Origin of the sequence: Pseudomonas sp. UBA7500 (assembly GCF_002478435.1) — a bacterium.
Lineage (GTDB): Bacteria > Pseudomonadota > Gammaproteobacteria > Pseudomonadales > Pseudomonadaceae > Aquipseudomonas > Aquipseudomonas palmensis.
The window spans coordinates 46,746-71,526 of sequence record NZ_DLNW01000019.1 but is presented as its reverse complement, the minus strand read 5'-3'; the positions used below and the strand labels follow the sequence as shown (position 1 = coordinate 71,526).

The following is a 24,781-nucleotide window of genomic DNA, read 5'->3' as shown; positions in this document are numbered from 1 at the left end:
ACCGGCGTGGCCACCCAGGACCCGTTGCGCCAGCGTGCACTGGTGGTGCCCGACAAGGCCGAACGGGTGTTCAGCTTTCATCGCAACACCCTGCATGCGCTGGCCGAGATGCTCGCGGCCGCCGGCCTCGAGCACCCCAGCGAACTCAAGCCCAAGCATCTGGTACGCCGCGTCAGCGCCAGCGAGATCCGGCTGTTTTCGCAGTTGCACGTGTTCCTCAAGCCCGGCGAATTGCTCAGCGGCTCGATCGATAGCGAATTCTATGCACGGATGTGGCGGATGGCCCGCAGCGACAGCTTCGCGCCGCAATTGCAGGATGCGCCCGTGGCGCCGGCGAATGCGGTACGCCGAAAACAAACAACCCCGGCCTAGGCCGGGGTTGTTTGAAGGTCGAATCGATCAGAGGATGCTGATCGGGTACTCGACGAATACGCGGACTTCGTTGCCGTCTGCGGTGTAGTCGATAGCGTTGAGGTTGTTGGTGCCACGCAGGAACGAGCTACGCAGTTTGACGGACAGGTCCTTGGCCGGACCTTCCTGAACCACGTACTTGAACTGGTTGAAGATTTCGCGCTCTTTGCCTTCGCCGAAGCCGTGGGTGTTGATGTTGTCACCCGCTACGTATGCAAAGTTGTAGGTCAGACCCGGTACGCCGAAGGCGCTGAAGTCCAGGCCGTAGCCGATCTGCCACGAACGCTCGTCTTCGGCGTTGAAGTCGGACCAGTAGGAGTTGGCCAGGAAGATGGTCGAACCACCGTCACCCACGCCGCGGCGGTTCTGGTACCAGCCGTACTGGTAGCCGGTGTCGCCGGTGTTGCGCTGGTGCGCCAGGGTGATCGAGTGCGGGCCGAAGGCGTAGGTGGCCGCCAGGCTCCAGATGGTGTTGCGATCACCGGTCAGGCCTGCACGGTTGACGTACTTCTTGTCGATGTCCGACTTGTAGCCGTTGAAATCCAGGGTCAGCGACTGGTCGTCGGAGATGGCGTGGACGTAGTTCAGGCCCAGGTAGTGCTTCTTCAGTACGTCTTCGACGTCGGAGGTGTACAGCGCACCGGTGAAATTCTCGGTGAACTGGTACTTGCCGCCGAACACGTTGATCGACTTCAGACCACCGCTATCGCGACCTTCGGCGCTCTTGCGCGCTTCCTGGGTGTAGCGACCGGCGTTCAGTTCCAGGCCCTTGATCTCCTTGGAGGTGATCGATGTGCCAGTGAAGCTCTCTGGCAGCAGGCGGCCGTCGTCATAGTTCAGCACTGGCAGGGTCGGCATCTGGTCGCCGTATGCCAGTACGGTATTGGAGACGCGGAACTTGATCGCAGCACCGGCACGCGCCAGGTTGTGCGGGGAGTTGCTCGGTTCGGTATCGCTTGGCTTGAAGAAGTCGATACCGGCGCCGCCGTTACGACCCTTGCCGCCGTCCAGACGGATGGCGTACAGGCCGAAGGCATCGACGCCCACGCCCACGGTGCCCTGGGTGAAGCCCGACGAGAACTTGCCGATGAAGGCCTGGCCCCACTCGGACTGGTCACTGCTGCCATGCTTCTTGTCACGATTGATGAACGCGTTGCGCAGCAGAACGCTGGCCTTGCTGTCTTCCTGGAAACCGTTCGACGCGGCCTGGTCGTTGGCCATTGCCTGAGTCGCCGCCATAAGCCCCAGCGCGATCAGACTGATCCGTGTTTTCAACATGTTATTTTCCTTATTTCGGAGTGTTTTACGCTCTGCGACCAACGCCAGGAACCACGCCCCCTGCGTGGGTTGACGCTCACGGGTCTGCAAACAAAAAGCCCGCCTGCAACAAGGGTGCAGCGGGCCTTTTCTTGGGACTCTTGGCCGATGGGCCTACAGGCGTTGGGTCCGATCCTAGCCGTGCGTACAAGGCCATGTCAAAAATTCGTGAAAACGACAAGTCATATGGCCATTACGCCGTCTTCAGCGGCGCAGACAAGGCAGCCCGCAATCGGTTGCGCCCGGGTGGAAATACCTGGATACGACCGCACCACAAAGGTGCGTAAATAGCGCTAACATTTGGGAATGCAAAGCATTACCATTCGCACCCTTTTCATCACCAAGTACCTTTGCCGATGCGTGCCACGCCTGTCCCTTGCCGTCTTTCCCCTGTGTCTCTGGGGCTTTGCGCCCTGTTCAGCTCCAGCCTGGCGTGTGCTGCCAGCACCACGTTGCCCGAGCTGTCGGTAACCGCCGACAGCGACCGGGATGACCCCCGGGTCAAGGAAGTGACCACCGCCACCCGCACCTCCACCCCGGCGCGCTACGTGCCCCAGGCCATCGATTCGATCAAGACCGCCAGCGTGCACGACTACGGCATCCATGACCTGGGCAAGGCCCTGAGCGGCATCCCCAACGTCAGCAACAGCGCCGACACCCGCTTCGACAGCCTGCGCATCCGAGGCTTCGACGCCAGCAACGACTTCTACCTGGACGGCATCCGCGACGACAGTCAGTACGTGCGCGACCTGTACAACATCGAACGGATCGAGGTGCTCAAGGGGCCGGCGGCGGTGCTGTACGGCCGCGGCAGCCAGGGCGGTATCATCAACCGCGTGAGCAAGGCGCCCGAAGCCGGCCGACACTCCAGCATCGAGGCCCAGGGCGGCAGCGACGACCTGCGCAGCCTGTATGCCGACCTCAGTGCCGACCCCAGCGACACCCTCAGCCTGCGCCTGAACATGGGCAACCGCGACAACAACAGCTTCCGCCACGGCATCGACGGCAGCCGCCAGCTGTTCGCGCCTTCGATGAGCTGGCAGCTCAGCCCGGACCTGAACTGGCTGGTGCAGTACGAATACAGCCGCTACAACCGCACGCCCGACCGCGGTATCCCAGGCGATCCGCGCACCGGTCGCCCGGTGGATGTCAGGCGCAGCACCACCTATGGCGACCCGCAGCGCGACTACATCGACGACACCGCGCAGTCGCTGCGCTCGCGCCTGAACTACCAGCTCAACGATGCCTGGCAACTGCGCCATACCCTAGGCCTGTTCCAGCTCGACAGCGACTTCGACAACACCTACCTCACCGGCTACAACGCCAGCACCGGCCTGGTCGGGCGCCAGCGCTGGCAGCAGGACCTGAACACGCGCAACCTGTTCAACACCGTGGAAATCGAAGGCAACGTGTCGACCTTCGGCCTGGAGCACACCCTGCTCACGGGGCTCGAACTGGGCGAGCAGCGCCGTCACTCGCTGCTGCGCAGCGGCAAGGGCGTGCCGGGCGTCGACCTGTTCAACCCGGACCGCGGCCAGCAACACAATGGCGTGCTGGCGGTGTCCAGCAACAACCATACAGACGTGCACAGCCGTGGCCTGTATGTGCAGGACCAGGTCCGCCTGAACGATCAGTGGCAACTGCTCGTGGGCCTGCGCCATGACCGGTTCGAGGTGGACACCACCAGCAAGGTCAGCGGCCTGAGCGAAAAGCAGCAGAGCAACAGCACCAGCCCGCGCCTGGGCGTGGTGTGGACGCCGCTCAGGGACCACGCTTTCTATGCCTCGTGGAGCAAGACCTTTTCGCCGGTGGGCGGCGGCCTGATCGGCATCACCCCGGGGGCGGCGGGCAACGCCAACGAAACCGGGCCTGAACATACCCGGCAGAAGGAGATCGGGGTCAAGAGCGAGTGGCTGGACGAGCGCCTGAGCACCACCCTGGCGGTGTACGAGCTGGAGCTGTACGACCGCCGCAGCCGCGACCCGGACAACGCCGACCGCTACATCCTCACCGGCCTGCAGCGTTCGCGCGGGGTCGAACTGACCGCCACCGGCAAGCTGGGAGGCAACTGGTATGTGCGCGGGGGCATCGGCCTGCAGGACGCCACCATCGTCGAAGACACCGAAGGCAATGCCGGCAACCGCATCAACGACGTGGCGCGGCGCAACGCCAGCCTGTTCGTCACCTGGAAACCGGAAATGGGCTGGTACGCCGAAACGGGTGTGACACTGGTGGGGCAGCGTTATGCCGATACCAGGAACACCATCGTGCTGCCGGGGTATGGCAGTTGGGACGCGCTGGTGGGCTGGCGCACGCAGGATTGGGATGTGCGCGCGGCGCTGAGCAACATTGCCGACAAGACCTACTACAGTTCGGCGACCAGTGCCGGGCAGATCCAGGTCGGTGATCCGCGCAGCCTGGTGGTGACGGGTACCTACAACTTCTAGAACTGCGGTGCTGCCATCGCGGGTCAAGCCCGCTCCCACAAAGACCGCGCCACCCCCTGTGGGAGCGGGCTTGACCCGCGATGAGGCCAGTACAGCCTCCACAAAAAAGGGCACCACCGCAATCGGTGGCGCCCTTTCCAGTTCAGCGGTAGCACACCCCCAGCAGCGCATCGAGCTCTGCCTCGGTGATCAACCCCTGTGGATAACGTTCCACCAGTGCACGTCGTGGATCGGTCTTCCTGACCCGGAGGGTTCCATGGTGTCTCAACCACTGCGCCACTGCCTCAAGCGCCTCGAGGTTCACCACCGACGGGTGCGAAACCGGTTCACTTGTCGCATTCATTTCCACACGTACTCCCAGAAGTGTGAGCGGCTACCTTAATCAAACTTTGTGACAGAACTGCGCCGTCGTACTTGCTTGAAATACAAGGCAAAACGAATACAAGAGGTGTGCCAGTTGCGTCGCCGGCCATCGCGCAGGCAAAAAAAAGCCCGTCGATGACGGGCTTCATTTACCAGGCCGCTCTCAGCGCTTGGCAGGGGCGGGTTGCTGCTGGGTCAGGCAATGGATGTTGCCCCCGCCCAGCAACAGCTCGCGACCCGGCACCATGACCACTTCGTGATCGGGGAACAGACGCGCCAGGACCGCTCTGGCCTCGGCATCGGCGGGGTCGTCGAAGCTCGGCGCGATGATCCCGCCGTTGACGATCAGGAAGTTCACGTAGGAACCGGCCAGGCGTACCGACGGGTTGCGCTCCTGGCTGCCGGCCACCAGATCGACCCCGGCGCACTCCTCTTCGGTAGCGTACAACGGGCCCGGGATCGGCATCTTGTGCACCACGAATTCACGGCCCTTGGCATCGCGCTGGCTTTGCAGCACCGCCAGGGCGGCGCGGCAGCGTGCGTAGTTGGGGTCTTGCGAATCATCAGTCCAGGCCAGTAACACTTCACCCGGGCGAACGTAACAACAGAAGTTGTCCACATGCCCGTCGGTTTCGTCGTTGTACAGGCCCTCGGGCAGCCACACGATGGTGTCCACCGCCAGTTGATCGCGCAGGATCGCCTCGATCTGCTCGCGATTCAGGTGCGGGTTGCGGTTGTGGTTGAGCAGACACTCCTCGGTGGTGATCAGGGTGCCTTCCCCATCCACGTGAATCGAGCCGCCTTCGAGCACGAAGCCCTCGGTGCGGTAACGCTGGCAGCGCTCCATTTCCAGCACCTTGGCCGCCACCTGTTCGTCGCGGTTCCACGGCGCGTACAGGCCGCCCTCGAAGCCGCCCCAGCTGTTGAAGCCCCAGTGCACGCCGCGCACTTCGCCGCTGTCGTTGATCACGAAGGTCGGGCCGGTGTCACGCACCCAGGCGTCGTCGTTGCTGATTTCCACCACACGGATGTTGGGCATGTCCAGTTGCGCACTGGCGTTTTCGTACTGGCCGGCCGACACACCCACGGTGACCGGCTCGAAACGCGCGATGGCCTTGGCCACCGCCACGTGGGCGGCCTGGGCCGGCTTGCCGCCCAGGCGCCAGTTGTCCGGGCGCTCGGGCCACAGCATCCATACCTGGGTTTGCGGTGCCCACTCGGCAGGCATGTGGAAGCCGTCGGCGCGCGGGGTAGTGTTCAGGGTCTTCATGGTCAGGATTCCAGTGAACCGTCGAGGGTTTTGATCGCACCATACAGGTTCGGACGGCGGTCACGGAAGGTGCCCCAGGCGCTGCGCACGTGTTCCAGTTTGTCCAGGTCGAAGCTGTGCACCAGCACGCCCTCTTCGGTCTGGTCCAGTTCCTCGACCTTTTCGCCGAACTGGTTGGCGATGAACGACGAGCCGTAGAAGGTGATGGCGTAGCCGTCCTGTTCTTCGCGGCCGATGCGGTTGCTGGCCACCAGCGGCATCAGGTTGGCGCCGGCGTGCCCCTGCTGCACACGCTGCCAGTGCTCGCGGGAGAGGATATTGGCATCGTGCGGTTCGCTGCCGATGGCAGTGGGGTAGAACAAAATCTCCGCGCCCAGCAGCGCCATGCTGCGGGCGCACTCGGGGAACCACTGGTCCCAGCAGATGCCCACGCCGATCTTGGCGTAGCGGGTCTGCCACACCTTGAAGCCCGTGTCGCCGGGGTTGAAGTAGTACTTCTCGTGGTAGCCGGGGCCGTCGGGGATGTGGCTCTTGCGGTACACGCCCAGGTTGCTGCCGTCGGCGTCGATGATCGCGATGCTGTTGAAGCGGGCGCGGCCGGCCAGCTCGTAGTAGCTGATGGGCAGCACCACCTGCAGCTCCCTGGCGAGCGTCTGGAAGTGCGCGATGGCGACGTTGGTTTCGGTGGGCGTAGCCAGTTGCAGGTAGTCGGCGTTGGGCTTCTGGCAGAAGTACGGGGTTTCGAACAGTTCCTGGATCAGGATGATCTGCGCACCCTTGGCGGCGGCTTCGCGCACCAGCTTTTCGGCGGTGGCGAGATTTGCCTGGCGGTCCCAGGAACAAGCCATCTGGGTGGCGGCGACGGTGACGGTACGGCTCATGGGAACCTCCTTGGGAAGGTACAAGGGAAGACGATGAGCACTTTATAGCCGATAAATATCGGCTTTAAAAGCCAAAAATAATTAAACCTCTCAGGTTCGTCCGATTGTTAATCGATATTAATCGGCGCAAGGGAGGGTTCGTTGACTGCTTCGCTGGCAAGCCAGCGAATGCAGGACAGCGCCCTCCCGACTCCGCCGCTACACCCCCTGCATCAACACCCGCTCCACACTGTCCACAAAGAAATCCACGCTCGCTCGCGTAGTGCACATGGGCGGCTTGATCTTGAGGATGTTCAGGTAGTCACCGGTCGGCTGCATGAAGATGCCCAGCTCGCGCAGACGCTCGCACAGCGCCGCCGTCTCTTCGGTGGCCGGTTCCAGGCTGGCGGCATTGCGCACCAGCTCCAGGCCCAGGTAGAACCCCGACCCATGCACCGCACCCGCCAGCGGATACTTATCGACAAGCGCCTGCAGACGCGCCTTGAAGTACCCACCCACCTCGCGCGCGTTGTCCCACAGGCCCTCCTCTTCCATCACGTCCAGCACTGCCATGCCGATACGGCAGCTCACCGGGCTGCCACCGGCCGACGAGAAGAAGTAACCCTCGGCCTCCAGCGCCTCGGCGATCTCGCGCCGGGTGATCACCGCGCCCAGCGGCTGGCCGTTGCCCATGCCCTTGGCCATGGTGATGATGTCCGGCACCACACCCTGCTGCTCGAAGCCCCAGAAGTACTCGCCCAGCCGCCCGTAGCCCACCTGCACCTCGTCGGCGATGCATACCCCGCCCCGCGCGCGCACCCTGGCATACACCTGCTGCAGATACCCCGCCGGCAACGGAATGCCACCGGCATTGCCGTACACCGGCTCGCAGATGAACCCCGCCAGCTGACGCTCGCCGATCTCGGCCAGGCGTTCGTCGACATCGCGCACATAGTCGGCGGTGGTGTCCTGCCCACGGTACTTGCCGCGGTAGGTGTTCGGTGCGGTCACCGGGTGCACCCAGTCGGGCCGGGTGCTCAATGCCTGCGGGTTGTCGGCGATGGAGGTCGAGATGGCATCGGTGGCCACCGACCAGCCGTGGTACGCCTCCAGCACGCTGAGCATGTCGCGCCCGCCGCTGGCCGCCCACGCCAGGCGGATCGCCAGGTCGTTGGCCTCGGTGCCGCTGTTGACCAGGAACACCCGGTCCATCCCCGGCGGCGCCAGCGCCAGCAGGCGCTCGGAAAACTCGGCGATGGCCGCATAGTGAAAGCGCGAGTTGGTGTTGAGCAGCGACCACTGGCGCGCCGACTCGCTCACCATGCGCGGGTGCCCATGGCCCAGCACCGCGACGTTGTTGAGCATGTCCAGGTACGAGCGCCCCTGCATGTCGATCAGGTAGTTGCGCCAGCCGCGCTCGATATGTGGCGGCTGCTGGTAGTAGTGCTTCTGCGAGCGCGCGAAGCTGGCATCGCGACGCGCCAGCAGGGCTTGCGGGTCGGGCAGTGGCACGGCGTCGCAGTCAAAGCCCAGCAGCGCAGCCGGCGAAGGGCACAGCGCCTGCCATGCCAGCGCGCGCGAAGGCGCGACGAAGTTCGGCGGTTGCAGGCCGGCCACGCGGCACAGCTGCACCTCGAGCTCGGTGGCGTGCCCCAGCGGCTCGCCCTGGGCGATGACCGCGCCCGATGCGGGGCTTTGCACCACCCCGCGCAGCCACAGGCTGGAGGCGTCACCTTCAAGGCACGCCCAGCCCTGCTCGCCGTGGCGCCAGGTGCCGGCAAACGGCGCCACCAGCGCACTGTCCACGGGCAGGTGCAGCTCCACGTGCAGCGCACAGGTGTGCGGTTCCAGCGGGTTGTCGATATGGGTCTGCGACAGGCGGTACTGGGCATACAACGTGCTGGCCGGGGCCGCATGGGTACGCAGCAGGTGCTGGTCGATGCCGGGCTGCTCCCAGTTGCCGGCGCTGAAGTGCTCGCTCAGCACGCCAAGATCGACCCGCGCCACAGCCTGGTCGCGCAACCCCGGCAGCAGCATGCCCGTGGCCGGCAGCGGCGCGGGCGCAAGGCCGGCCAGTTGCATGATCGCCGCCTCCATCAATGCAAACGGCACACCGGCTGCCACCTCGAAGATCTGCCACTCATGGGCCAGGTTGTCGCGGCTGTAGGTGTTGCCGGGGTCGACGCCCACCTGCTGCTCGCCACTGAGCACCAGCACCGCCGCGCGCGCCACGATCATCGGCCATAGCGCTCGCAGCTCGGCCTCGTGCAGCGGGTTGAGCGCATGGTAGGCAGCGATGGCCGGCAGGATGCGCAGCGGGTCGCCGTCGACATGATGCAGCAGCGCCGCGCAGGTCACCGACAGGTCGGCGATGCGCCAGGTGTGCAGCAGGTCGCCGAAATCGATCACCCCCTGCAACTGCCACTCGCGTGCGCCATCGCGCTGCCACACGGCGTTGTCATCGGTAATGTCCAGGTGCACCGCCTGCATCGGCAGCTGCGCCAGCAACGGCTCGAGCGCCACGCGGGCCTGCTCGGCAATGGCCTGCACCCGCACCTTGCGCGGCCCGTCGGCCAGCACCGGGAGCAGGTGGGCGATCACCGCCTGGGCATGGCGCGGGTCCCATTGCAGGGTGCGCTCCAGCCCGGGGTGGGTGAAGTCCGCCAGCGCCAGGTCGACCCGTGCACACAGCGCCCCCAGCTCGTGCATCAGGCGCGGCGCCATGTACGGCAGGCGGGTCAGGGTCTGGCCCTCGATGTAGGTGAGCACCCGGGCGCGCACCGGCTGGCCGTCGATCGTCAGTGCCAGCAACGGCTCGCCACCGTTGGCACGACGAACGGTCGGTACCGGCACACCCTGACGGTGCAGGTGCTCCAGCGCCGCATGCTGGGCTTCAAGCTCCTGCTGCGCATAGTCGCCATGGCAGACCTTGAGCACGAAGCGCCCGTGGGGCGTATCGACGCGAAAGTTCAGGTCCTGCTGGCTGCCCAGCGGCTGCAGCGTGCCTTGAAGCCCGTAATGCGCCTGCAGCAGCTGCGCCGCCTGGGCCGGGTCGAGATCGGGGCATGGCAGGCTGGCGCGGTGAATGAGGGTGTTCAGCGACATGGAGAAGGCCTCGATTTTTTTTGTCGCTTATATCGCCACCGCTGCTGCCGATAAGCAAGGGGAGTGACGAAGGGAAAGAATTGAACGTATTCTGACCCGCCGTCGAATTCGCCCTCCAACCCCGGGACAGACGCTTGAAGCAGGTTGCCATCCTCCAATCCAACTACATTCCCTGGAAGGGCTACTTCGACCTGATTGCGGCCGTGGACGAGTTCATCGTCTACGACGACATGCAGTACACCAAGAACGACTGGCGCAACCGTAACCGCATCAAGACCCCCAACGGCCTGGAGTGGCTGACCATCCCGACAGGGCAGAACATCAACCGGCGCATCCGCGACGTCGAGCTGGCCCCGGGCAACTGGCAGGCCAAGCACTGGAAGAGCCTGGTGGCCAACTACGCCAAGGCGCCTTGCTGGCACGAAGTGGCCGCTCGGCTGCAACCGCTGTACCTGGACCGCCAGCACCGCAACCTGAGCGAGCTCAACGTGCTGCTGATACAGGCCGTGTGCGACTACCTGGGCATCACCACGCGCATCACCCGCTCGTGGGACTACACCCTGGGCGAAGGCAAGACCGAACGTCTGGTCGATCTGTGCCAGCAGGCCGGAGCCACGCACTATGTGTCCGGGCCGGCAGCCAGGGACTACCTTGATGAACGACAGTTCGCCGACAGCGCCATCGAGCTTAGCTGGTTCGACTATGACGGCTATCCGACCTACCCACAGCAGTGGGGGGCTTTCGAACATGGAGTGAGCATTCTCGACCTGCTGTTCAACTGCGGACCGCGCGCGCCGGACTACATGCGTTTCGTTACCCGATGACCCCTTGAACCGTCACCTTGCGCTTCGCCTACAGGACCCAACATGAGCAACACTCTCGACACCTACATCGCAGCGTACGGCGACAACTTCAGTTTCGCCTTCGACAACAACATCATGCTCAACTGGTATCCACAGCGCATCATGCAGCTATGCGATACCTCGGCCACCCTGCTGGAACTTGGCATTGGCCATGGCTTTTCCACCAATCGCTTCTCGCAGCATTTTGCCCGGCACGTAGTCATCGATGGTTCGTCTTCGGTGATCGAACAGTTCCAGGCACAGTATCCCGACAGCAAGGTTGAGGTGGTCGAAAGCTACTTCGAACACTTCGAGTCCGACACACGGTTCGACCTGATTGTCATGGGCTTCATTCTGGAACATGTCGAAGACCCACAGGTGGTGCTGCAACGTTTCAAGCAGTTCCTTGCCCCGGGTGGGCGCTGCTTTGTGCTGGTCCCCAACGGCGAGTCGCTGCACCGGCGCTTCGGTCATGCCGCAGGCCTGCTCGACGATATGATGAAACTGGGCCAGGGCGACTTGGAGCTTGGCCATCAACGCGCGTACTCCTGTGAAAGCCTGACCCGCGAGCTGAATGAGGCCGGGTACAAAGTGGTACGCAAGGAAGGCCTGTTCCTCAAACCGTTCACCACCTCGCAGTTGCTAAAGCTGGACCTGAGCGATGCGGTGACCCAGGCAATGTGCACGGTTGGTATCGACTACCCGGAGCTCAGTTGCGCACTCATGTTCGAAGCACAACTGGACGCTGAATGAACAGCCTGGTCATCGGCAGCACCTCCGTGATCGGCCAGGCCATCGCCCACGGCCTGGCGCAACTGGGCCCGGTGCAGACCGCAGGGCGGCGTGATGCCGACGTGTTCTTCGACCTGAGCCAGCCCGACTGCGTACCCGCCAGCGTGCCGCCGTTCGACGTGGTGGTACTGGCCGCCGCCGACTTTGGCGGCCCCGGCATCGACGACCTGATCCGCGCCGAGCAGGTCAACGCGGTCGGCACGCTGGCCGCCTGCCAACTGGCACAACGCAGCGAGGCCAGGCACCTGATACTGATTTCGTCGGTGTTTGCCAGCCACGTCCCGGGCGACCCTCACTACAGCATCTACTCGCTGTCCAAACGCCACTCCGAGGAGCTCGCCAGCCTGTTCTGCAGCGCGCACGGCATCGCCCTGACCATCCTGCGCCCCAGCCAGGTGTATGACGCCGCCGGTGCCTGCCGCACCCATCAGCCGCTGCTGTATGCCTTCGCCGACCAGGCCCAGGCCGGCAACGACATCAGCCTGTTCGGCAACAACGACGCGCGGCGCAACTACCTGCACCTGGACGACCTGGTGCAGATCTGCACCCGTGTGGCCGCCACCACGACCACCGGGCTGTTCAACTGCGTCCACCCCGACAGCCCTGCACTGAGCGAAATCGCCCAGGCCGCGATGTCCGCCTTCGGCCAGCAGGGCCAGGTGCGCTTTCTGCGCGACAAGCCGGATGTGCCCGACCTGCCAGCGCAGCTACTCGACCCGGCGTTGCACGCCGCCATCGACTTCATGCCGCAGGTGAATATCCACCAGGGTTTCGAAATGATCCGACAGCATCGGGAGCGCACGGCATGAGCACGGTCATGGTTACCGGCGTGGGCGCCATCATGGGTTACGGCCTGCTCAAGTCGTTGCGTGCCAGCGACCCGTCCGTGGTGCTGGTAGGCACCGATATCTACGACGATGCCGCCGGCAGGGCCTGGTGCGACGCCTTCGCGCAGGCGCCCCTGACCGCCAGCGCCGACTACCCGGCGTGGCTCGAACGGGTGGTCAGGCAGCACGCGGTCGACCTGGTGATACCTGGCATCGAGCAGGACCTGCACTGGTTCTCGGACCACCGTGAACAGGTGGCGCAACTGGGCTGTGGCGTGGTGCTCAACAGCCGAGCGCTGATCGATCTGTCCCGCGACAAGTGGGCAATGGACCAGGCGCTGGCCGCCGCCGACGAGCCGGCGCGAATCCCCAGCTACCTGTCGGGCAGTTTCGCCGAGCTGGTCCGGACCCTGGGCCTGCCCTTCCTGCTCAAGCCTCGTCGCAGTTATGCCTCCAAGGGCCTGGTGTGGGTACAAAGCGCCAGCGACTTCGAACCCCATGCGCACCTGCTGGGCGAGGTGCTGATGGCCCAACCGATCATCGGCAGCGCCGAGCAGGAGTTCACCGTGGCGGTGTTCGGCGATGGCGAAGGCGGCAGCTTCGGGTCGATCACCCTGCAGCGCAAGCTGGCCGCCGACGGTTCAACCGCCAAGGCCTGGGTGCGCCAGGAGGCTTCGCTGGATGAAGTGGTGGCGCGCCTGTGTGCACACTTCAGGCCCGTGGGCCCGACCAACCTGCAGTTTCGCCGCGACGCCGACGGCAGCTGGAAACTGCTGGAGATCAACCCGCGTATCTCCTCCACCAGCTCCATGCGCCGGGCCTTCGGCTACAACGAGGCGGCCATGTGCCTGGACTTCTTCCTGAACCGCAAGGCGCCCCCTACCCCCGAGATCCGACCGGGGTTCGCGGTGCGCTACATCGAGGAGCTCGTGGTCCATGATCGGGATCATTTCTGATATCCACGGCAACTTCGTCGCACTCTCGGCGGTGCTCGACGAGCTGGAGCGCCTGGGCGTGTCGCAGATCATCTGTCTGGGCGACACGGCCGGGTACTACTGCCAGATCAACGAGTGCTGCGACGCGCTGCGCGAACGCGGCATCTTCAGCCTGATGGGCAACCACGACTGGTACCTGTCGAGCAACACGCCCTGCCCACGCTCCAACAGTGCCAACGCCTGCCTGGACTACCAGAAGGGCATCCTCACGGCCGCCAACGCGGCATGGCTCGCGGCACTGCCCGCACGCGGCCGGCAACACGGCATCGAGCTGGTGCACGGCGGCTGGAACGACCCCATCGAAGAGTACCTGCGCCCCTCGCAGGCGTATTTCGAGGCGCTGCCGGGCACGCACTTCGCCTCGGGCCACACCCATGTGCAGATGCTCTGGCAGGGTCGCGGCAAGGTCTACTGCAACCCCGGATCGGTCGGCCAGCCACGCGACGGCGACCCGCGTGCGGCCTTCGCCACCTGGCACGCCGGCCAGTTCACCCTGCACCGTGTGGCCTACGACATCCCGCGCATGCAGCAGGCGATGAGCGACGCCGGGTTCACCGCGTACTTTTCCGACAACCTGCCCCTCGGCGCGCAGATCGGCGGCAGGATCAGCCACTATTAACTACGCGGGCATCCGGCCGATAGCCTGACGTCGGCCAGCGCTGCGTTGCCCTTGCACCGGCCGGCGCCTGGCGACAAGCTACGAGCCACCTGAACACCACCCGCTGCACCAAAGGCCATTCGACATGCGCATACTCATCACCGGCGGTGCCGGCTTCATCGGTTCGGCGCTGGTCCGCCACCTGATCGAGCACACCGACCACCACGTGCTCAACCTGGACAAGCTGACCTACGCCGGCAACCTGGAGTCGCTGCACAGCATCGCCAGCAACACCCGCTACGAGTTCGTGCAGGCCGATATCGTCGACCAGGCCACGGTGCGCGCGGTGCTGGAGCGCTTCCGGCCCCAGGCGATCATGCACCTGGCAGCCGAGTCGCATGTCGACCGCTCCATCGACGGGCCGGCGGCGTTCATCCAGACCAACATCGTCGGCACCTACAGCCTGCTCGAAGCCACCCGCGCCTACTGGGGCACGCTGCCGGCCGCCGAGCGCGAGGCGTTTCGCTTCCATCACGTGTCCACCGACGAGGTGTATGGCGACCTGCATGGGGTCGACGACCTGTTCACCGAAACCACCCCCTACGCACCCAGTTCGCCCTACTCGGCGAGCAAGGCCGCGTCCGACCACCTGGTGCGCGCCTGGCAGCGCACCTACGGGCTGCCGGTGCTGCTGACCAACTGCTCGAACAACTACGGGCCGTACCACTTCCCGGAAAAACTCATCCCGCTGGTGATCCTCAACGCCCTGGCGGGCAAGCCGCTGCCGGTGTACGGCAATGGCCAGCAGGTGCGCGACTGGCTGTTCGTCGAGGACCATGCCCGCGCCCTGCTCAAGGTGGTCACCGCAGGTGAGGTGGGCCAGACCTACAACATCGGCGGGCACAACGAGCAGACCAACCTCGAGGTGGTGCACGCCATCTGCGCACTGCTCGAAGAGCTGGCCCCCGCACACCCGGCGGGCGTGGCGCGCTATGCCGACCTGATCACCTTCGTGCAGGACCGCCCCGGCCACGACCTGCGCTACGCCATCGACGCCGGCAAGATCGAGCGCGAGCTGGGCTGGCGCCCTGAAGAAACCTTCGCCACCGGCCTGCGCAAGACCGTGCAGTGGTACCTGGATAACCTGGAATGGTGCCGCCATGTGCAGGACGGCAGCTACCAGGGCCAGCGCCTGGGCAACAGCGATTTCAAGGACCTGATTGCATGACCAAAGGCATCGTACTGGCAGGCGGCTCCGGCACGCGCCTGCACCCCATCACCCTGGGCATTTCCAAACAGCTGCTGCCGGTATACGACAAGCCGATGATCTACTACCCGATCTCGGTGCTGATGCTGGCCGGCATCCGCGAGATCCTGATCATCTCCACCCCTCACGACCTGCCACACTTTCGCCAGCTGCTGGGCGACGGCAGCCAGTTCGGGGTGCACTTCGAGTATGCAGAGCAGCCCTCGCCCGACGGCCTGGCCCAGGCGTTCCTGATCGGCGAATCGTTCATCTGTGACGACTCGGTGTGCCTGATCCTGGGCGACAACGTGTTCCACGGCCAGCGTTTCACCGAGCAACTGCTGCGCGCCGCCGCCCACTCCAGCGGCGCAACGGTGTTCGGCTACTGGGTCAAGGACCCGGAGCGTTTCGGCGTGATCGAGTTCGACGCGGCAGGCAACGCCCTGTCGATCGAAGAAAAGCCCGCGCAGCCCAGGTCCAGCTACGCGGTCACCGGCCTGTACTTCTACGACAACGACGTGGTGCGCATCGCCCGCGACATCAAGCCTTCGCCGCGTGGGGAGCTTGAGATCACCGATGTCAACAATGCCTACCTGCGCCGTGGCGACCTGCGCGTGGAGCGCTTCGGGCGTGGCTTCGCCTGGCTCGACACCGGCACCCACGACAGCCTGCTGGAGGCCTCGCAGTACGTGCAGACCATCGAGCATCGCCAGGGCCTGAAGGTCGCCTGCCTTGAAGAGATCGCCTTCCAGCAGGGCTGGATCTGCCAGGAGCGTCTGCTGGAGCGGGCCAAGGCCTTCGGCAAGACCGGCTACGGCCAGTACCTGTACGGCCTGACCGGAGACCAGCAATGGAAGTGATCGCCACCGCGCTACCGGACGTGCTGATCCTCGAACCCAGGGTGTTCGGCGATGACCGCGGGTTCTTCTACGAGAGCTTCAACGCCCAGGCCTTCAGGGCCGCAACCGGCATCGATGCACAGTTCGTGCAGGACAATCATTCGCGCTCGCTGCGCGGCGTGCTGCGCGGCCTGCACTATCAGGTGCACAACCCCCAGGGCAAGCTGGTGCGCGTGACCCAGGGCGAGGTGCTGGACGTGGCGGTGGATATCCGCCGCAGCTCGCCGACCTTCGGGCAATGGGTGGCGGTACACCTGTCGGCCGCCAACCACCGGCAGGTGTGGATCCCCCAGGGGTTTGCCCACGGTTTCCGGGTGCTCAGCGACAGCGCCGAGTTCCTGTACAAGACCACCGACTACTACAACCCGAGCGCCGAGCGCTGCATTCGCTGGGACGACCCGCAGCTGGCCATCGACTGGCAACTGGACGCACCGCCGCAGCTGTCGGCCAAGGATCAGGTCGGCCAGTTGCTCAAGGACGCCGACCTGTTCCCATGAAAATCCTCATCACCGGGCGCAATGGCCAGCTCGCCCAGGCCCTGCAGCAGCGCCTGGCCGGGTTGGGCCAGGTGCATGTACTGGGCCGCGAACAGCTCGACCTGGCCGAGCCCGAACGCATCCGCCAGGTAGTACGCGAGCTGAGCCCCGACCTGCTGGTGAACGCCGCCGCCTATACCGCAGTCGACCAGGCCGAAAACGAACCTGCGCTGGCCTTCGCCATCAACGCCACTGCACCCGGTGTACTTGCCGAGGAGGCCGCACGGCTGGGCGTACCGCTGCTGCACTACTCCACCGAGTACGTGTTCGACGGCAGCAAGGCCACGCCCTACACCGAAGACGACGCGCCCAACCCCCTGAGCGTGTACGGACGCAGCAAGCTGGCTGGCGAGCAGGCCATCCATGCCGTGGGCGGCGCGCACCTGACACTGCGCACCAGCTGGGTGTACTCGTTGCACGGGCGCAATTTTCTGCTGACCATGCAGCGTCTGCTGCAGGAAAAACCGCAGCTGCGCGTGGTCGCCGACCAGATCGGTGCACCGACCTGGGCCGGTAGCCTGGCCGCCAGCACCCTGGCGTTGATCCAGCGCTGGCAGGCCGGGCAGGCGGGTGCGTGGGGCACCTACCACATGACCGCGCAGGGCCAGACCTCCTGGTTCGGTTTCGCCCAGGCCATCGGCGAGCATCTGAAGGCTCAGGGCAGGCCCTGCGCGCAGCTGCTGCCGATCCCGTCCAGCGAGTACCCGACCCCGGCGCAGCGCCCACTGAACTCGCGCCTGGACTGCAGCCGCCTGCGCCAGCAGTGGCAGGTGGAGCAGCCAGACTGGCGTCAAGCGCTGATCGAGTGCCTGAAGTAGCGCATAATGCGCCCAACGTTTCTGCGCCCTTTGCGACGCCATCGCGGGTCAAGCCCGCTCCCACGGGATAATCAATGACCTTGTGGGAGCGGGCTTGACCCGCGATGGGCTGCAACGCGGCCCCCCACCAAAGCCCGGTTTGCGATGACCATGACCCCGACCCTCCCCCGCCGTCCGCGCTGGCGCAGCCTGGCCCTCCTGGCGCTGTGCCTGGCGCCGCTGCTGTGGCCGCTGCAACGTCTGGCCGAGCACTACTACCAGGAGGAACTGGCCAGCCAGAACCGCCAGACCCTGGACCTGTACGTGGCCAACCTGCTGGGCACCCTGCACCGCTACGAGACCCTGCCGCAGATCCTCGGTGACCTGCCGGCATTGCGTGCGGTGCTGGCCGACCCGATACGCCTCGAGACCCTGACCAACGCCAACCGCCTGCTCGACGACATCTGCGCGCAGACCGGCGCCGAGGTGATGTACCTGATGGACGTCAACGGCAACACCCTGGCGGCCTCCAACTGGAACAAGCACGACAACTTTGCCGGGCGCAACTTCTCGTTCCGCCCCTACTTCAGCGAAGCCATGCAGGGCCGGCTGGGGCGTTTCTTCGGCCAGGGCACCACCTCGGCCAAGCGCGGCTACTTCTTCGCCGCAGCAGTGCGCGACGGCGACCAGGTGATCGGCGTACTGGTGGCCAAGATCGACCTGGACCACACCGAAACCCTGTGGGGCAAGACCCCCGAGCAACTGCTGGTGACCGACCACAACGGCGTGGTGATCCTCACCTCGCGCCCCGACTGGCGCTTTCGCGCCACGCGCCCGCTCAGCGAGGCCGAGCGCGACGCGATCGTGGCGATCCAGCCCTACCCCACCACCACGCCCAAGCCCCTCAGGCTCAACCCCGATGCCTGGCTGACCCAGACCCAGGCCATCCCCGAGACCGGCTGGCAGGTCAGCATCCTGGCCCCGCGCACCCTGGTCGACCGCTCGGTGAGCACGGTGCTGTTCATCGGCGCCGCCACCCTGCTGGTGGTGATGCTGCTGCTCGGGCTGGTGATGCAGCGCCGGCGCAACTACATGGACCGCCTCGACTTCGAGGCCCGCGCCCGCCAGGAGCTGGAGCTGCGCGTAGCCGAACGCACCGCCGCCCTCGAAGGCCTCAACAGCCGCCTCAAGACCGAAGTGCTTGAGCGCGAGCAGGCCCAGCAGGAACTGGTGCGCGCCCAGGACGAGCTGGTGCAGGCCGGCAAGCTGTCGGTGCTGGGCACCATGTCGGCAAGCATCAGCCATGAGCTCAACCAGCCGCTGGCGGCGATCCGCAGCTACGCCGAGAACGCCGAGATCCTGCTCGACCACCAGCGCACCGACGATGCGCGCAGCAACCTCAAGCTGATCAGCGAACTGACCGGGCGCATGGCCTCGATCATCGCCCACCTGCGCGCCTTCGCCCGGCGTGACCGGCATGCGCCGGAAAGCGTGGCGCTGCAGCCGGCACTGGACGACGCCCTGGCCCTGCTGGCCAAGCGGCGCCGGGCGATGGCGGTGGAACTGGTGCGCGACCTGCCCGAGGCCACCCTGTGGGTGCAGGCCGGCGAAACCCGCCTGCGCCAGGTACTGGGCAACCTGCTGGCCAACGCCCTCGACGCGCTGACCGAAAAGGCCAACCCGCGCAAGCTCTGGCTAAGTGCCGAACGCCGCGAAGGCAGCGTCTACCTGACCATTCGCGACAACGGCCCGGGCTTCAGCAGCCAGGCCCTGCTGCGCGCACGCGAGCCGTTCTTCACCACCAAGACGCGCACCCAGGGCCTGGGCCTGGGCCTGGCGATCTGCGATACGCTGATCAACGCGCTGGGCGGTGAGCTGGTGCTGGCCAACCACCCGGAAGGCGGTGCGCTGCTGACCCTGCAACTGCGCGTGGCCACCCCCGGCGCCGCGCTTCAAACCTCGGAGGACTCCTCGGCATGACGACCGACACACTGATCGACAGCCGCACCCAGGTCGTCCTGGTCGATGACGACCCGCACCTGCGTCAGGCCCTGAGCCAGACCCTGGACCTCGCCGGCCTGCGCGTGCTGCCCCTGAGCGACGCCCAGGGCCTGGCCGCGCGCCTGGAAAGCGACTGGCCCGGGGTGGTGGTGAGCGATATCCGCATGCCCGGCATCGACGGCCTGCAACTGCTCGAACAACTGCATGCCCAGGACCCGGACCTGCCGGTGCTGCTGATCACCGGCCACGGCGACGTGCCGCTGGCGGTGCAGGCGATGCGCGCCGGGGCCTACGACTTTCTCGAAAAGCCCTTCGCCAGCGACGCCCTGCTCGACAGCGTGCGCCGCGGCCTGGCGCTGCGCCGCCTGGTGCTGGACAACCGCAGCCTGCGCCTGGCCCTGAGCGACCGCCAGCAACTGAGCACGCGCCTGGTGGGCCAGTCGACCCCGATGGCCAGGCTGCGCGAGCAGATCGGCGCGCTGGCCGGCACCCGCGCCGATGTACTGATACTGGGCGAGACCGGCGCCGGCAAGGAGGTGGTGGCGCGCGCGCTGCACGACCTGTCGAGCCGGCGCGACGGCCCGTTCGTGGCGATCAACGCCGGTGCCCTGGCCGAATCGGTGGTCGAGAGCGAGCTGTTCGGCCACGAGCCCGGCGCCTTTACCGGGGCGCAGAAGCGGCGCATCGGCAAGTTCGAATTCGCCAATGGCGGCACGCTGTTTCTCGATGAAATCGAGAGCATGAGCCTGGATGTACAGGTCAAGCTGCTGCGCCTGCTGCAGGAGCGGGTGGTCGAGCGCCTGGGCGGCAACCAGCTGATCCCGCTGGATATCCGCATCATCGCCGCCACCAAGGAAGACCTGCGCCAGGCCGCCGACCAGGGGCGTTTTCGCGCCGACCTGTATTACCGCCTAAACGTCGCGCCGCTGCGCATCCCCCCCCTGCGCGAGCGCGGCGACGATGTGCTGATGCTGTTCCAGCACTTTGCCGACGCCGCCAGCGAACGCCACGGCCTGCCCCCCCACGTGCTGCAACCGGCGCAACGTGCGACGCTGCTGCGCCATGCGTGGCCGGGCAACGTGCGCGAGCTGCAGAACGCCGCCGAGCGCTTCGCCCTGGGCCTGGAGCTGGCCCTGGACGGCGACAGCCCAGGCCCGGTCGATCAGGCGCAGGCAGCGCCGGGCAGCGGCAACCTCAGCGACCAGGTCGAGCAGTTCGAACGCTCGCTGATCGCCGCCGAACTGACCCGACCGCACAGCTCGATGCGCAGCCTGGCCGAAGCCCTCGGCGTGCCGCGCAAGACCCTGCACGACAAGCTGCGCAAACACGGCCTGAGCTTTGCCGACAGCAATGCCAGTGGCACCGACGACACCGAGGACAACCGCTGATGAACCCGAGCCATTACCTGCAGGACGTGCTGCACGCCGACATCCCGCTGACCCGCGAGATGGGCCTGCAGGTACTCGACTGGCAGCACCAGCGGCTGCGCCTGCAATTGCCGCTGGCGGCCAACGTCAACCACAAGAGCACCATGTTCGGCGGCAGCCTGTATTGCGCGGCCGTGCTGGCAGGCTGGGGCTGGATGCACCTGCGCCTGCGCGAGGCGGGCATCGGCGACGGGCATATCGTCATCCAGGAAGGCCAGATCAGCTACCCGCTGCCGGTCACCGGCGCCGGCGTGGCGGTGTGCGCGGCGCCCGAGGCCAAGGTCTGGGAGCGCTTCGTGGCCACCTACCAGCGCTACGGCCGCGCGCGCCTGACCCTGCACACCCAGGTGTTCAACGAAGGCAGTGAAACGCCCGCCGTGCAGTTCGGCGGGCAGTACGTGCTACACCGCTGAGGCGAGCGCCAGCAGGCTGGCGCGCCACGGCGCTGCGGCTGGCAGGGCAAGGAAGAAAGGATTGAGCAGGCTTTCGCGGGATGGGTAGGCGAACGGCTGACCGTCCAGGCCCAGCACTTCGCCGCCGGCGCCTTCGAGCACGCCCTGGGCGGCGGCGGTGTCCCACTGCGAGGTCGGCGCCAGGCGCGGGTAGCAGTCGGCGGCGCCTTCGGCGAGCAGACAGAACTTGAGCGAGCTGCCCACGGAGGTCAGCTCCAGCTCACCCACCGCCGCACTCAGGCCGGCCAGCAGGCGCTCCTGCTCGGGGCTGCTGTGGCGGCGGCTGGCGACCACGGTGAACGGGGTGCCGGCAGGCGGCGCCGCACGCACGCTGATCGGCGCTGCCGGCGCGTGCGGGTCTTCGTGCCAGGCGCCCAGGCCCTGGCCACCGTAGTAGCAACGCCCCGTGGTGGGCACCCCGACCACGCCGAATACCACCCGACCCTGTTCGACCAGGGCGATGTTGACGGTGAACTCTTCACTGCCGGCGATGAACTCCTTGGTGCCGTCCAGCGGGTCCACCAGCCACCAGCGCTGCCACTGTTGGCGCTCGGCCAGGCCGATGTCGCAGTCTTCCTCGGACAGCACCGGGATATGGGGCGCCAGCCGCTGCAGGCCAGCGGCGATCACGTCGTGGGCGGCGATATCGGCTGCGGTCACCGGCGAGGCATCGAGCTTGGTCTGCACGGCCACGTCCGCACGCCAGAACGGCAGGATGGCAGCGCCCGCCTGCCGGGTCAGCTGCACCACCTGCTGCATCAGTTCGCGGTCGTTCATGCGCCGAACACGCCGCGCTGGGTCAGCAGGTCACGCACCAGGTACAGCGCCGCCAGCGCCCGCCCTTCGGAGAACTGCGGATGCTGGGCCAGGGCCGAGAGCTCGCGCAGGTTGACCTTGTCGACACGCATCGGCTCGGGCTCGTCGCCCTCCAGGCGCTCTTCGAACAGGTCGGTGGCCAGCACCACCTGGATCTTCTGGCTCATGTAGCCGGGCGACAGCGACAGCTCGGTCAGGTGTTCCAGCTGCCGGGCGCCGAAGCCGGCCTCTTCCTTGAGTTCACGGTTGGCCGCCGCCAGCACGTCTTCACCGGGCTCGATCAGGCCCTTGGGCAGCGACAGCTCGTACTCGTCGGTGCCGCCGCAGTATTCCTCCACCAGCACCGCGTGCTCGGCATCGAGCATCGCCACGATCATCACCGCGCCATAGCCGTTGCCGCGCCCGACCAGGCGTTCATAGGTACGTTCGGTGCCGTTGCTGAAGCGCAGCTCGACCGCTTCGACACGGAACAGGCGGCTGCTTGCAACAATTTCGCGACTGAGGACAGTGGGTTTCTGGCGCATGAGGGGGCGGCTCCTTGGCGGTAACGGGGTACTATACCGTCCACCGAGTCTGGATCGAACGAGAATATTTCACATGCCCTCCCTGGCCTGGCACGACATCGATACCGTATTGCTGGATATGGACGGCACCCTGCTGGACCTGCACTACGACAACCACTTCTGGTTGGAGCACCTGCCCCAACGCTACGCCGAGCTGCATGGCATCAGCCGTGCGATGGCCGAGCTGGAAATGCAGCCGCTGTTCGAACGCCACGCCGGCTCGCTGAACTGGTACTGCCTGGATTTCTGGAGTGCCGAGCTGAAGCTGCCGGTGCGCGAGCTGAAACTGGAAACGGCCGACCTGATCGCGCTGCGCCCGGACGCCGACACCTTTCTGCAGGCGATCCGCCAGGCCGGCAAACGGGTGATCCTGATCACCAATGCCCATCGCGATTCGTTGTCGTTGAAGCTGGAGCGGGTGGCGCTGGCGCCCTATTTCGAGCGGCTGATCAGCTCCCATGACTATGGCTTCCCCAAGGAAGACCAGCAGTTCTGGAGCGCATTGCACGCGGATACCGGGTTCGACCCGGCACGCAGCCTGTTCATCGACGACACCCTGGCGATACTGCGCAGCGCGCGCGACTTTGGCGTGGCGCACCTGCTGGCAGTGCGCCAGCCGGACAGCCGCAAGGGGCCGCGGGATACGGCGGAGTTTGCCGCGCAGGAAGATTATCGGGACTTGTTGCAGGGGCTGTAGGCCGCTTCGCCGGCAACGCCGGCTCCTACACAAGGCACCTTACCTGTAGGAGCCGGCGTTGCCGGCGAAGACCGCACCACCAAGCTGGAGCCTTATTCCGGAATACGCAGCGTCTGCCCCGGGTAGATCTTGTCGGGATGGCTCAGCAACGGCTTGTTGGCCTCGAAGATCTTGTTGTACTGGTTGGCATTGCCATACACCGCCAACGAAATCGCACTCAGCGTGTCGCCCTTCTTCACCACCACGAAACGCGCCGCCGCCACGACCGGGCCGGTCACGGTGAGCTGGTCGTCCACCGACGCCACGCCGGCAATGTTGCCCAGCGCCAGCAGGATCTTCTCCTTCTCTTCCTGGCTGCCTACCTCGCCCTTGACCGTGACCTTGTCGCCGTCGACGGTGGTCTGGATGTTCGGGTTGCCCAGGCCGACCTTCTGCACGTGCTCCTTCAACTGGTCGTCAGCCTTGGCGTTGCCGGGGGTGAGCAGGTCGATCAGTTTTTCACCCGCTTCTTTCACGAAACTAAAAATGCTCATCCTGTGCTCCTTAGGTATCAATGACCGGAGCAGGCAGTCTAGGACAAGATAGAATGCTTCGCCTGCCAATGCCCCGGAACGACGATGGATATCAAACAACTCAAATTCCTCATCGCCCTGGATGAAACCCGCCACTTCGGCCAGGCCGCCGCGCGCTGCCACGTGACCCAGCCCACGCTGTCGATGCGCCTGCGCAACCTGGAGCGCGAACTGGGCCTGCCGCTGGTCAACCGCGGCCAGCGTTTCGAGGGCTTCACCGCCCAGGGCGAGCGCGTGCTGGCCTGGGCGCGCTCGGTACTCTCGGCCTACGACGGCCTGTACGCCGAGGCCGCCGCCTGTCGAGGGCACCTGGCCGGCACGCTGCGCCTGGGGGTGGTGCCGCTGTCGAGCTTCGACCCGCTGCCGCTGCTGCAGCGCCTGCACCGCCAGCACCCCGAGCTGCGTTTCGAGCTGAGCGCGTTGAGCTCCGAACAGATTCTCGACCAGCTGGCGAGCAACCGCCTGGACCTGGGCGTGTCGTACCTGGAGCGTCTCGACAGCGAGCGTTTCGAGGCCCTGCCCCTGGGCGACACACGCATGGGCCTGCTGTTCGACCCACGTCACTTCGCATTCGCCGAACAGCCGTTGAGCTGGGAGGCCGTGGCCGAGCTGCCGCTGGGCCTGCTGACCGCCGGCATGCACTTTCGCCAGTCCATCGACCACGCCTTCCACACCCGCGGCCTGGCCCCGCAGTTGCTGTTGCAGACCGACGCCGTTCATCAGCTGGTGCAAGCGGTGGAGGGTGGCCTGTGCTGCGCGGTAATGCCGCTGAACGCCGGGCTCGAAGCACTCACCGGGCACCTGCGCCTGCAACCGATAGACCAGGCCACCACGCTGGCGCCTCTGGGGCTGATCATGCGCCGCAGCGCGCCGCGCTCGGCCCTGGCCGAGGCCTGCATCGCCGAGTACCGCCTGTCGCTCGACCCGGCGTGATCGACGCGCTCTATC

The 24,781-nt window shown here is 65.9% G+C and carries 23 protein-coding genes and 1 pseudogene; 16 read left to right on the top strand and 8 right to left on the bottom strand.

What is annotated here, in order from left to right; all coding sequences use genetic code 11:
- A pseudogene (locus B4I46_RS09245) lies at positions 1-372 on the top strand (FMN-binding glutamate synthase family protein); the annotation flags it as partial.
- A gap of 27 nt (positions 373-399) precedes the next feature.
- On the opposite strand, the gene B4I46_RS09240 reads toward B4I46_RS09245, so the two are convergent.
- Positions 400-1,689: an OprD family porin gene (locus tag B4I46_RS09240; protein WP_043861662.1), complete on the bottom strand. Its 1,290-nt coding sequence runs from the start codon at positions 1,687-1,689 to the stop codon at positions 400-402.
- Between the two features lie 395 nt (positions 1,690-2,084).
- Here B4I46_RS09240 and B4I46_RS09235 point away from each other — a divergent pair, with 395 nt between their 5' ends.
- Positions 2,085-4,175 carry a TonB-dependent receptor gene (locus tag B4I46_RS09235; protein ID WP_286899815.1) on the top strand — a complete coding sequence of 697 codons (2,091 nt, stop codon included), beginning with the start codon at positions 2,085-2,087 and terminating at the stop codon, positions 4,173-4,175.
- A gap of 142 nt (positions 4,176-4,317) precedes the next feature.
- Here B4I46_RS09235 and B4I46_RS09230 read toward each other — a convergent pair whose 3' ends face one another.
- From B4I46_RS09230 to B4I46_RS09215, 4 genes are all read right to left on the bottom strand, one after another.
- Positions 4,318-4,518, bottom strand: a complete 201-nt coding sequence (locus B4I46_RS09230; RefSeq protein ID WP_253086515.1) for a hypothetical protein — start codon at positions 4,516-4,518, stop codon at positions 4,318-4,320.
- A gap of 183 nt (positions 4,519-4,701) precedes the next feature.
- Entirely contained in the window at positions 4,702-5,808 is a 1,107-nt protein-coding gene (aguA, locus tag B4I46_RS09225) for an agmatine deiminase (RefSeq protein WP_054915931.1), read from the bottom strand.
- Between the two features lie 2 nt (positions 5,809-5,810).
- The gene (gene aguB / locus B4I46_RS09220) at positions 5,811-6,689 is read right to left on the bottom strand and encodes an N-carbamoylputrescine amidase (RefSeq protein WP_286899813.1); all 879 of its coding nucleotides are present in this window, start codon (positions 6,687-6,689) and stop codon (positions 5,811-5,813) included.
- Between the two features lie 198 nt (positions 6,690-6,887).
- Complete coding sequence (locus B4I46_RS09215; RefSeq protein ID WP_286899811.1) at positions 6,888-9,773, bottom strand: aminotransferase; 2,886 nt, start codon at positions 9,771-9,773, stop codon at positions 6,888-6,890.
- Between the two features lie 134 nt (positions 9,774-9,907).
- On the opposite strand from B4I46_RS09215, the gene B4I46_RS09210 reads away from it, so the two are divergent.
- From B4I46_RS09210 to B4I46_RS09155, 12 genes are all read left to right on the top strand, one after another.
- Complete coding sequence (locus B4I46_RS09210; RefSeq protein ID WP_286899810.1) at positions 9,908-10,597, top strand: WbqC family protein; 690 nt, start codon at positions 9,908-9,910, stop codon at positions 10,595-10,597.
- Between the two features lie 42 nt (positions 10,598-10,639).
- Complete coding sequence (locus B4I46_RS09205; RefSeq protein WP_043861656.1) at positions 10,640-11,368, top strand: class I SAM-dependent methyltransferase; 729 nt, start codon at positions 10,640-10,642, stop codon at positions 11,366-11,368.
- Positions 11,365-12,216 (top strand): NAD-dependent epimerase/dehydratase family protein, encoded by an 852-nt coding sequence (locus B4I46_RS09200; protein ID WP_286899809.1) that lies wholly within the window; start codon positions 11,365-11,367, stop codon positions 12,214-12,216. The genes B4I46_RS09205 and B4I46_RS09200 overlap by 4 nt, the downstream gene beginning before the upstream one ends.
- Complete coding sequence (locus B4I46_RS09195; RefSeq protein ID WP_286899808.1) at positions 12,213-13,190, top strand: ATP-grasp domain-containing protein; 978 nt, start codon at positions 12,213-12,215, stop codon at positions 13,188-13,190. Before B4I46_RS09200 ends, B4I46_RS09195 begins: the two co-directional genes overlap by 4 nt.
- Positions 13,171-13,848, top strand: coding sequence for a metallophosphoesterase family protein (locus B4I46_RS09190; protein WP_043861653.1), 678 nt, complete (start codon positions 13,171-13,173; stop codon positions 13,846-13,848). The genes B4I46_RS09195 and B4I46_RS09190 overlap by 20 nt, the downstream gene beginning before the upstream one ends.
- Before the next feature lie 124 nt (positions 13,849-13,972).
- Entirely contained in the window at positions 13,973-15,055 is a 1,083-nt protein-coding gene (gene rfbB / locus B4I46_RS09185) for a dTDP-glucose 4,6-dehydratase (protein ID WP_286899807.1), read from the top strand.
- Positions 15,052-15,933 carry a glucose-1-phosphate thymidylyltransferase RfbA gene (rfbA, locus tag B4I46_RS09180; RefSeq protein ID WP_286899805.1) on the top strand — a complete coding sequence of 294 codons (882 nt, stop codon included), beginning with the start codon at positions 15,052-15,054 and terminating at the stop codon, positions 15,931-15,933. The genes rfbB and rfbA overlap by 4 nt, the downstream gene beginning before the upstream one ends.
- On the top strand, positions 15,924-16,469 hold the full coding sequence (gene rfbC / locus B4I46_RS09175) for a dTDP-4-dehydrorhamnose 3,5-epimerase (protein ID WP_043861650.1): 546 nt from the start codon (positions 15,924-15,926) through the stop codon (positions 16,467-16,469). The genes rfbA and rfbC overlap by 10 nt, the downstream gene beginning before the upstream one ends.
- Positions 16,466-17,326, top strand: a complete 861-nt coding sequence (gene rfbD, locus B4I46_RS09170) for a dTDP-4-dehydrorhamnose reductase (protein WP_286899802.1) — start codon at positions 16,466-16,468, stop codon at positions 17,324-17,326. Before rfbC ends, rfbD begins: the two co-directional genes overlap by 4 nt.
- A 144-nt stretch (positions 17,327-17,470) precedes the next feature.
- Positions 17,471-19,285 carry a sensor histidine kinase gene (locus B4I46_RS09165; protein WP_081315192.1) on the top strand — a complete coding sequence of 605 codons (1,815 nt, stop codon included), beginning with the start codon at positions 17,471-17,473 and terminating at the stop codon, positions 19,283-19,285.
- On the top strand, positions 19,282-20,694 hold the full coding sequence (locus B4I46_RS09160) for a sigma-54-dependent transcriptional regulator (RefSeq protein WP_043861648.1): 1,413 nt from the start codon (positions 19,282-19,284) through the stop codon (positions 20,692-20,694). The genes B4I46_RS09165 and B4I46_RS09160 overlap by 4 nt, the downstream gene beginning before the upstream one ends.
- Entirely contained in the window at positions 20,694-21,146 is a 453-nt protein-coding gene (locus B4I46_RS09155) for a YiiD C-terminal domain-containing protein (protein WP_286899799.1), read from the top strand. Before B4I46_RS09160 ends, B4I46_RS09155 begins: the two co-directional genes overlap by 1 nt.
- Here the strand turns inward: B4I46_RS09155 and cysQ are convergent.
- Positions 21,135-21,962, bottom strand: coding sequence for a 3'(2'),5'-bisphosphate nucleotidase CysQ (cysQ, locus tag B4I46_RS09150; protein ID WP_078481599.1), 828 nt, complete (start codon positions 21,960-21,962; stop codon positions 21,135-21,137). The two genes, B4I46_RS09155 and cysQ, sit on opposite strands and share 12 nt — an antisense overlap.
- Positions 21,959-22,525 (bottom strand): ADP compounds hydrolase NudE, encoded by a 567-nt coding sequence (gene nudE, locus B4I46_RS09145; protein WP_043861645.1) that lies wholly within the window; start codon positions 22,523-22,525, stop codon positions 21,959-21,961. The genes cysQ and nudE overlap by 4 nt, the downstream gene beginning before the upstream one ends.
- 73 nt (positions 22,526-22,598) lie before the next feature.
- On the opposite strand from nudE, the gene yrfG reads away from it, so the two are divergent.
- On the top strand, positions 22,599-23,261 hold the full coding sequence (gene yrfG / locus B4I46_RS09140) for a GMP/IMP nucleotidase (RefSeq protein ID WP_043861644.1): 663 nt from the start codon (positions 22,599-22,601) through the stop codon (positions 23,259-23,261).
- Between the two features lie 92 nt (positions 23,262-23,353).
- Here the strand turns inward: yrfG and lysM are convergent, their stop codons facing one another.
- Positions 23,354-23,794, bottom strand: a complete 441-nt coding sequence (gene lysM, locus B4I46_RS09135) for a peptidoglycan-binding protein LysM (RefSeq protein WP_058541679.1) — start codon at positions 23,792-23,794, stop codon at positions 23,354-23,356.
- Positions 23,795-23,878: 84 nt separating this feature from the next.
- Between lysM and B4I46_RS09130 the strand changes: the two genes are divergently transcribed.
- The gene (locus B4I46_RS09130) at positions 23,879-24,766 is read left to right on the top strand and encodes a LysR family transcriptional regulator (RefSeq protein ID WP_054915921.1); all 888 of its coding nucleotides are present in this window, start codon (positions 23,879-23,881) and stop codon (positions 24,764-24,766) included.
- Positions 24,767-24,781 lie beyond the last annotated feature (15 nt).

Bases quoted from the DNA above. Each gene is read 5' to 3' on its own strand.
- B4I46_RS09240 (WP_043861662.1), bottom strand. From the start codon at position 1,689: ATGTTGAAAACACGGATCAGTCTGATCGCGCTGGGGCTTATGGCGGCG.
- B4I46_RS09235 (WP_286899815.1), top strand. From the start codon at position 2,085: ATGCGTGCCACGCCTGTCCCTTGCCGTCTTTCCCCTGTGTCTCTGGGG.
- B4I46_RS09230 (WP_253086515.1), bottom strand. From the start codon at position 4,518: ATGAATGCGACAAGTGAACCGGTTTCGCACCCGTCGGTGGTGAACCTC.
- aguA (WP_054915931.1), bottom strand. From the start codon at position 5,808: ATGAAGACCCTGAACACTACCCCGCGCGCCGACGGCTTCCACATGCCT.
- aguB (WP_286899813.1), bottom strand. From the start codon at position 6,689: ATGAGCCGTACCGTCACCGTCGCCGCCACCCAGATGGCTTGTTCCTGG.
- B4I46_RS09215 (WP_286899811.1), bottom strand. From the start codon at position 9,773: ATGTCGCTGAACACCCTCATTCACCGCGCCAGCCTGCCATGCCCCGAT.
- B4I46_RS09205 (WP_043861656.1), top strand. From the start codon at position 10,640: ATGAGCAACACTCTCGACACCTACATCGCAGCGTACGGCGACAACTTC.
- B4I46_RS09200 (WP_286899809.1), top strand. From the start codon at position 11,365: ATGAACAGCCTGGTCATCGGCAGCACCTCCGTGATCGGCCAGGCCATC.
- B4I46_RS09195 (WP_286899808.1), top strand. From the start codon at position 12,213: ATGAGCACGGTCATGGTTACCGGCGTGGGCGCCATCATGGGTTACGGC.
- B4I46_RS09190 (WP_043861653.1), top strand. From the start codon at position 13,171: ATGATCGGGATCATTTCTGATATCCACGGCAACTTCGTCGCACTCTCG.
- rfbB (WP_286899807.1), top strand. From the start codon at position 13,973: ATGCGCATACTCATCACCGGCGGTGCCGGCTTCATCGGTTCGGCGCTG.
- rfbA (WP_286899805.1), top strand. From the start codon at position 15,052: ATGACCAAAGGCATCGTACTGGCAGGCGGCTCCGGCACGCGCCTGCAC.
- rfbC (WP_043861650.1), top strand. From the start codon at position 15,924: ATGGAAGTGATCGCCACCGCGCTACCGGACGTGCTGATCCTCGAACCC.
- rfbD (WP_286899802.1), top strand. From the start codon at position 16,466: ATGAAAATCCTCATCACCGGGCGCAATGGCCAGCTCGCCCAGGCCCTG.
- B4I46_RS09165 (WP_081315192.1), top strand. From the start codon at position 17,471: ATGACCATGACCCCGACCCTCCCCCGCCGTCCGCGCTGGCGCAGCCTG.
- B4I46_RS09160 (WP_043861648.1), top strand. From the start codon at position 19,282: ATGACGACCGACACACTGATCGACAGCCGCACCCAGGTCGTCCTGGTC.
- B4I46_RS09155 (WP_286899799.1), top strand. From the start codon at position 20,694: ATGAACCCGAGCCATTACCTGCAGGACGTGCTGCACGCCGACATCCCG.
- cysQ (WP_078481599.1), bottom strand. From the start codon at position 21,962: ATGAACGACCGCGAACTGATGCAGCAGGTGGTGCAGCTGACCCGGCAG.
- nudE (WP_043861645.1), bottom strand. From the start codon at position 22,525: ATGCGCCAGAAACCCACTGTCCTCAGTCGCGAAATTGTTGCAAGCAGC.
- yrfG (WP_043861644.1), top strand. From the start codon at position 22,599: ATGCCCTCCCTGGCCTGGCACGACATCGATACCGTATTGCTGGATATG.
- lysM (WP_058541679.1), bottom strand. From the start codon at position 23,794: ATGAGCATTTTTAGTTTCGTGAAAGAAGCGGGTGAAAAACTGATCGAC.
- B4I46_RS09130 (WP_054915921.1), top strand. From the start codon at position 23,879: ATGGATATCAAACAACTCAAATTCCTCATCGCCCTGGATGAAACCCGC.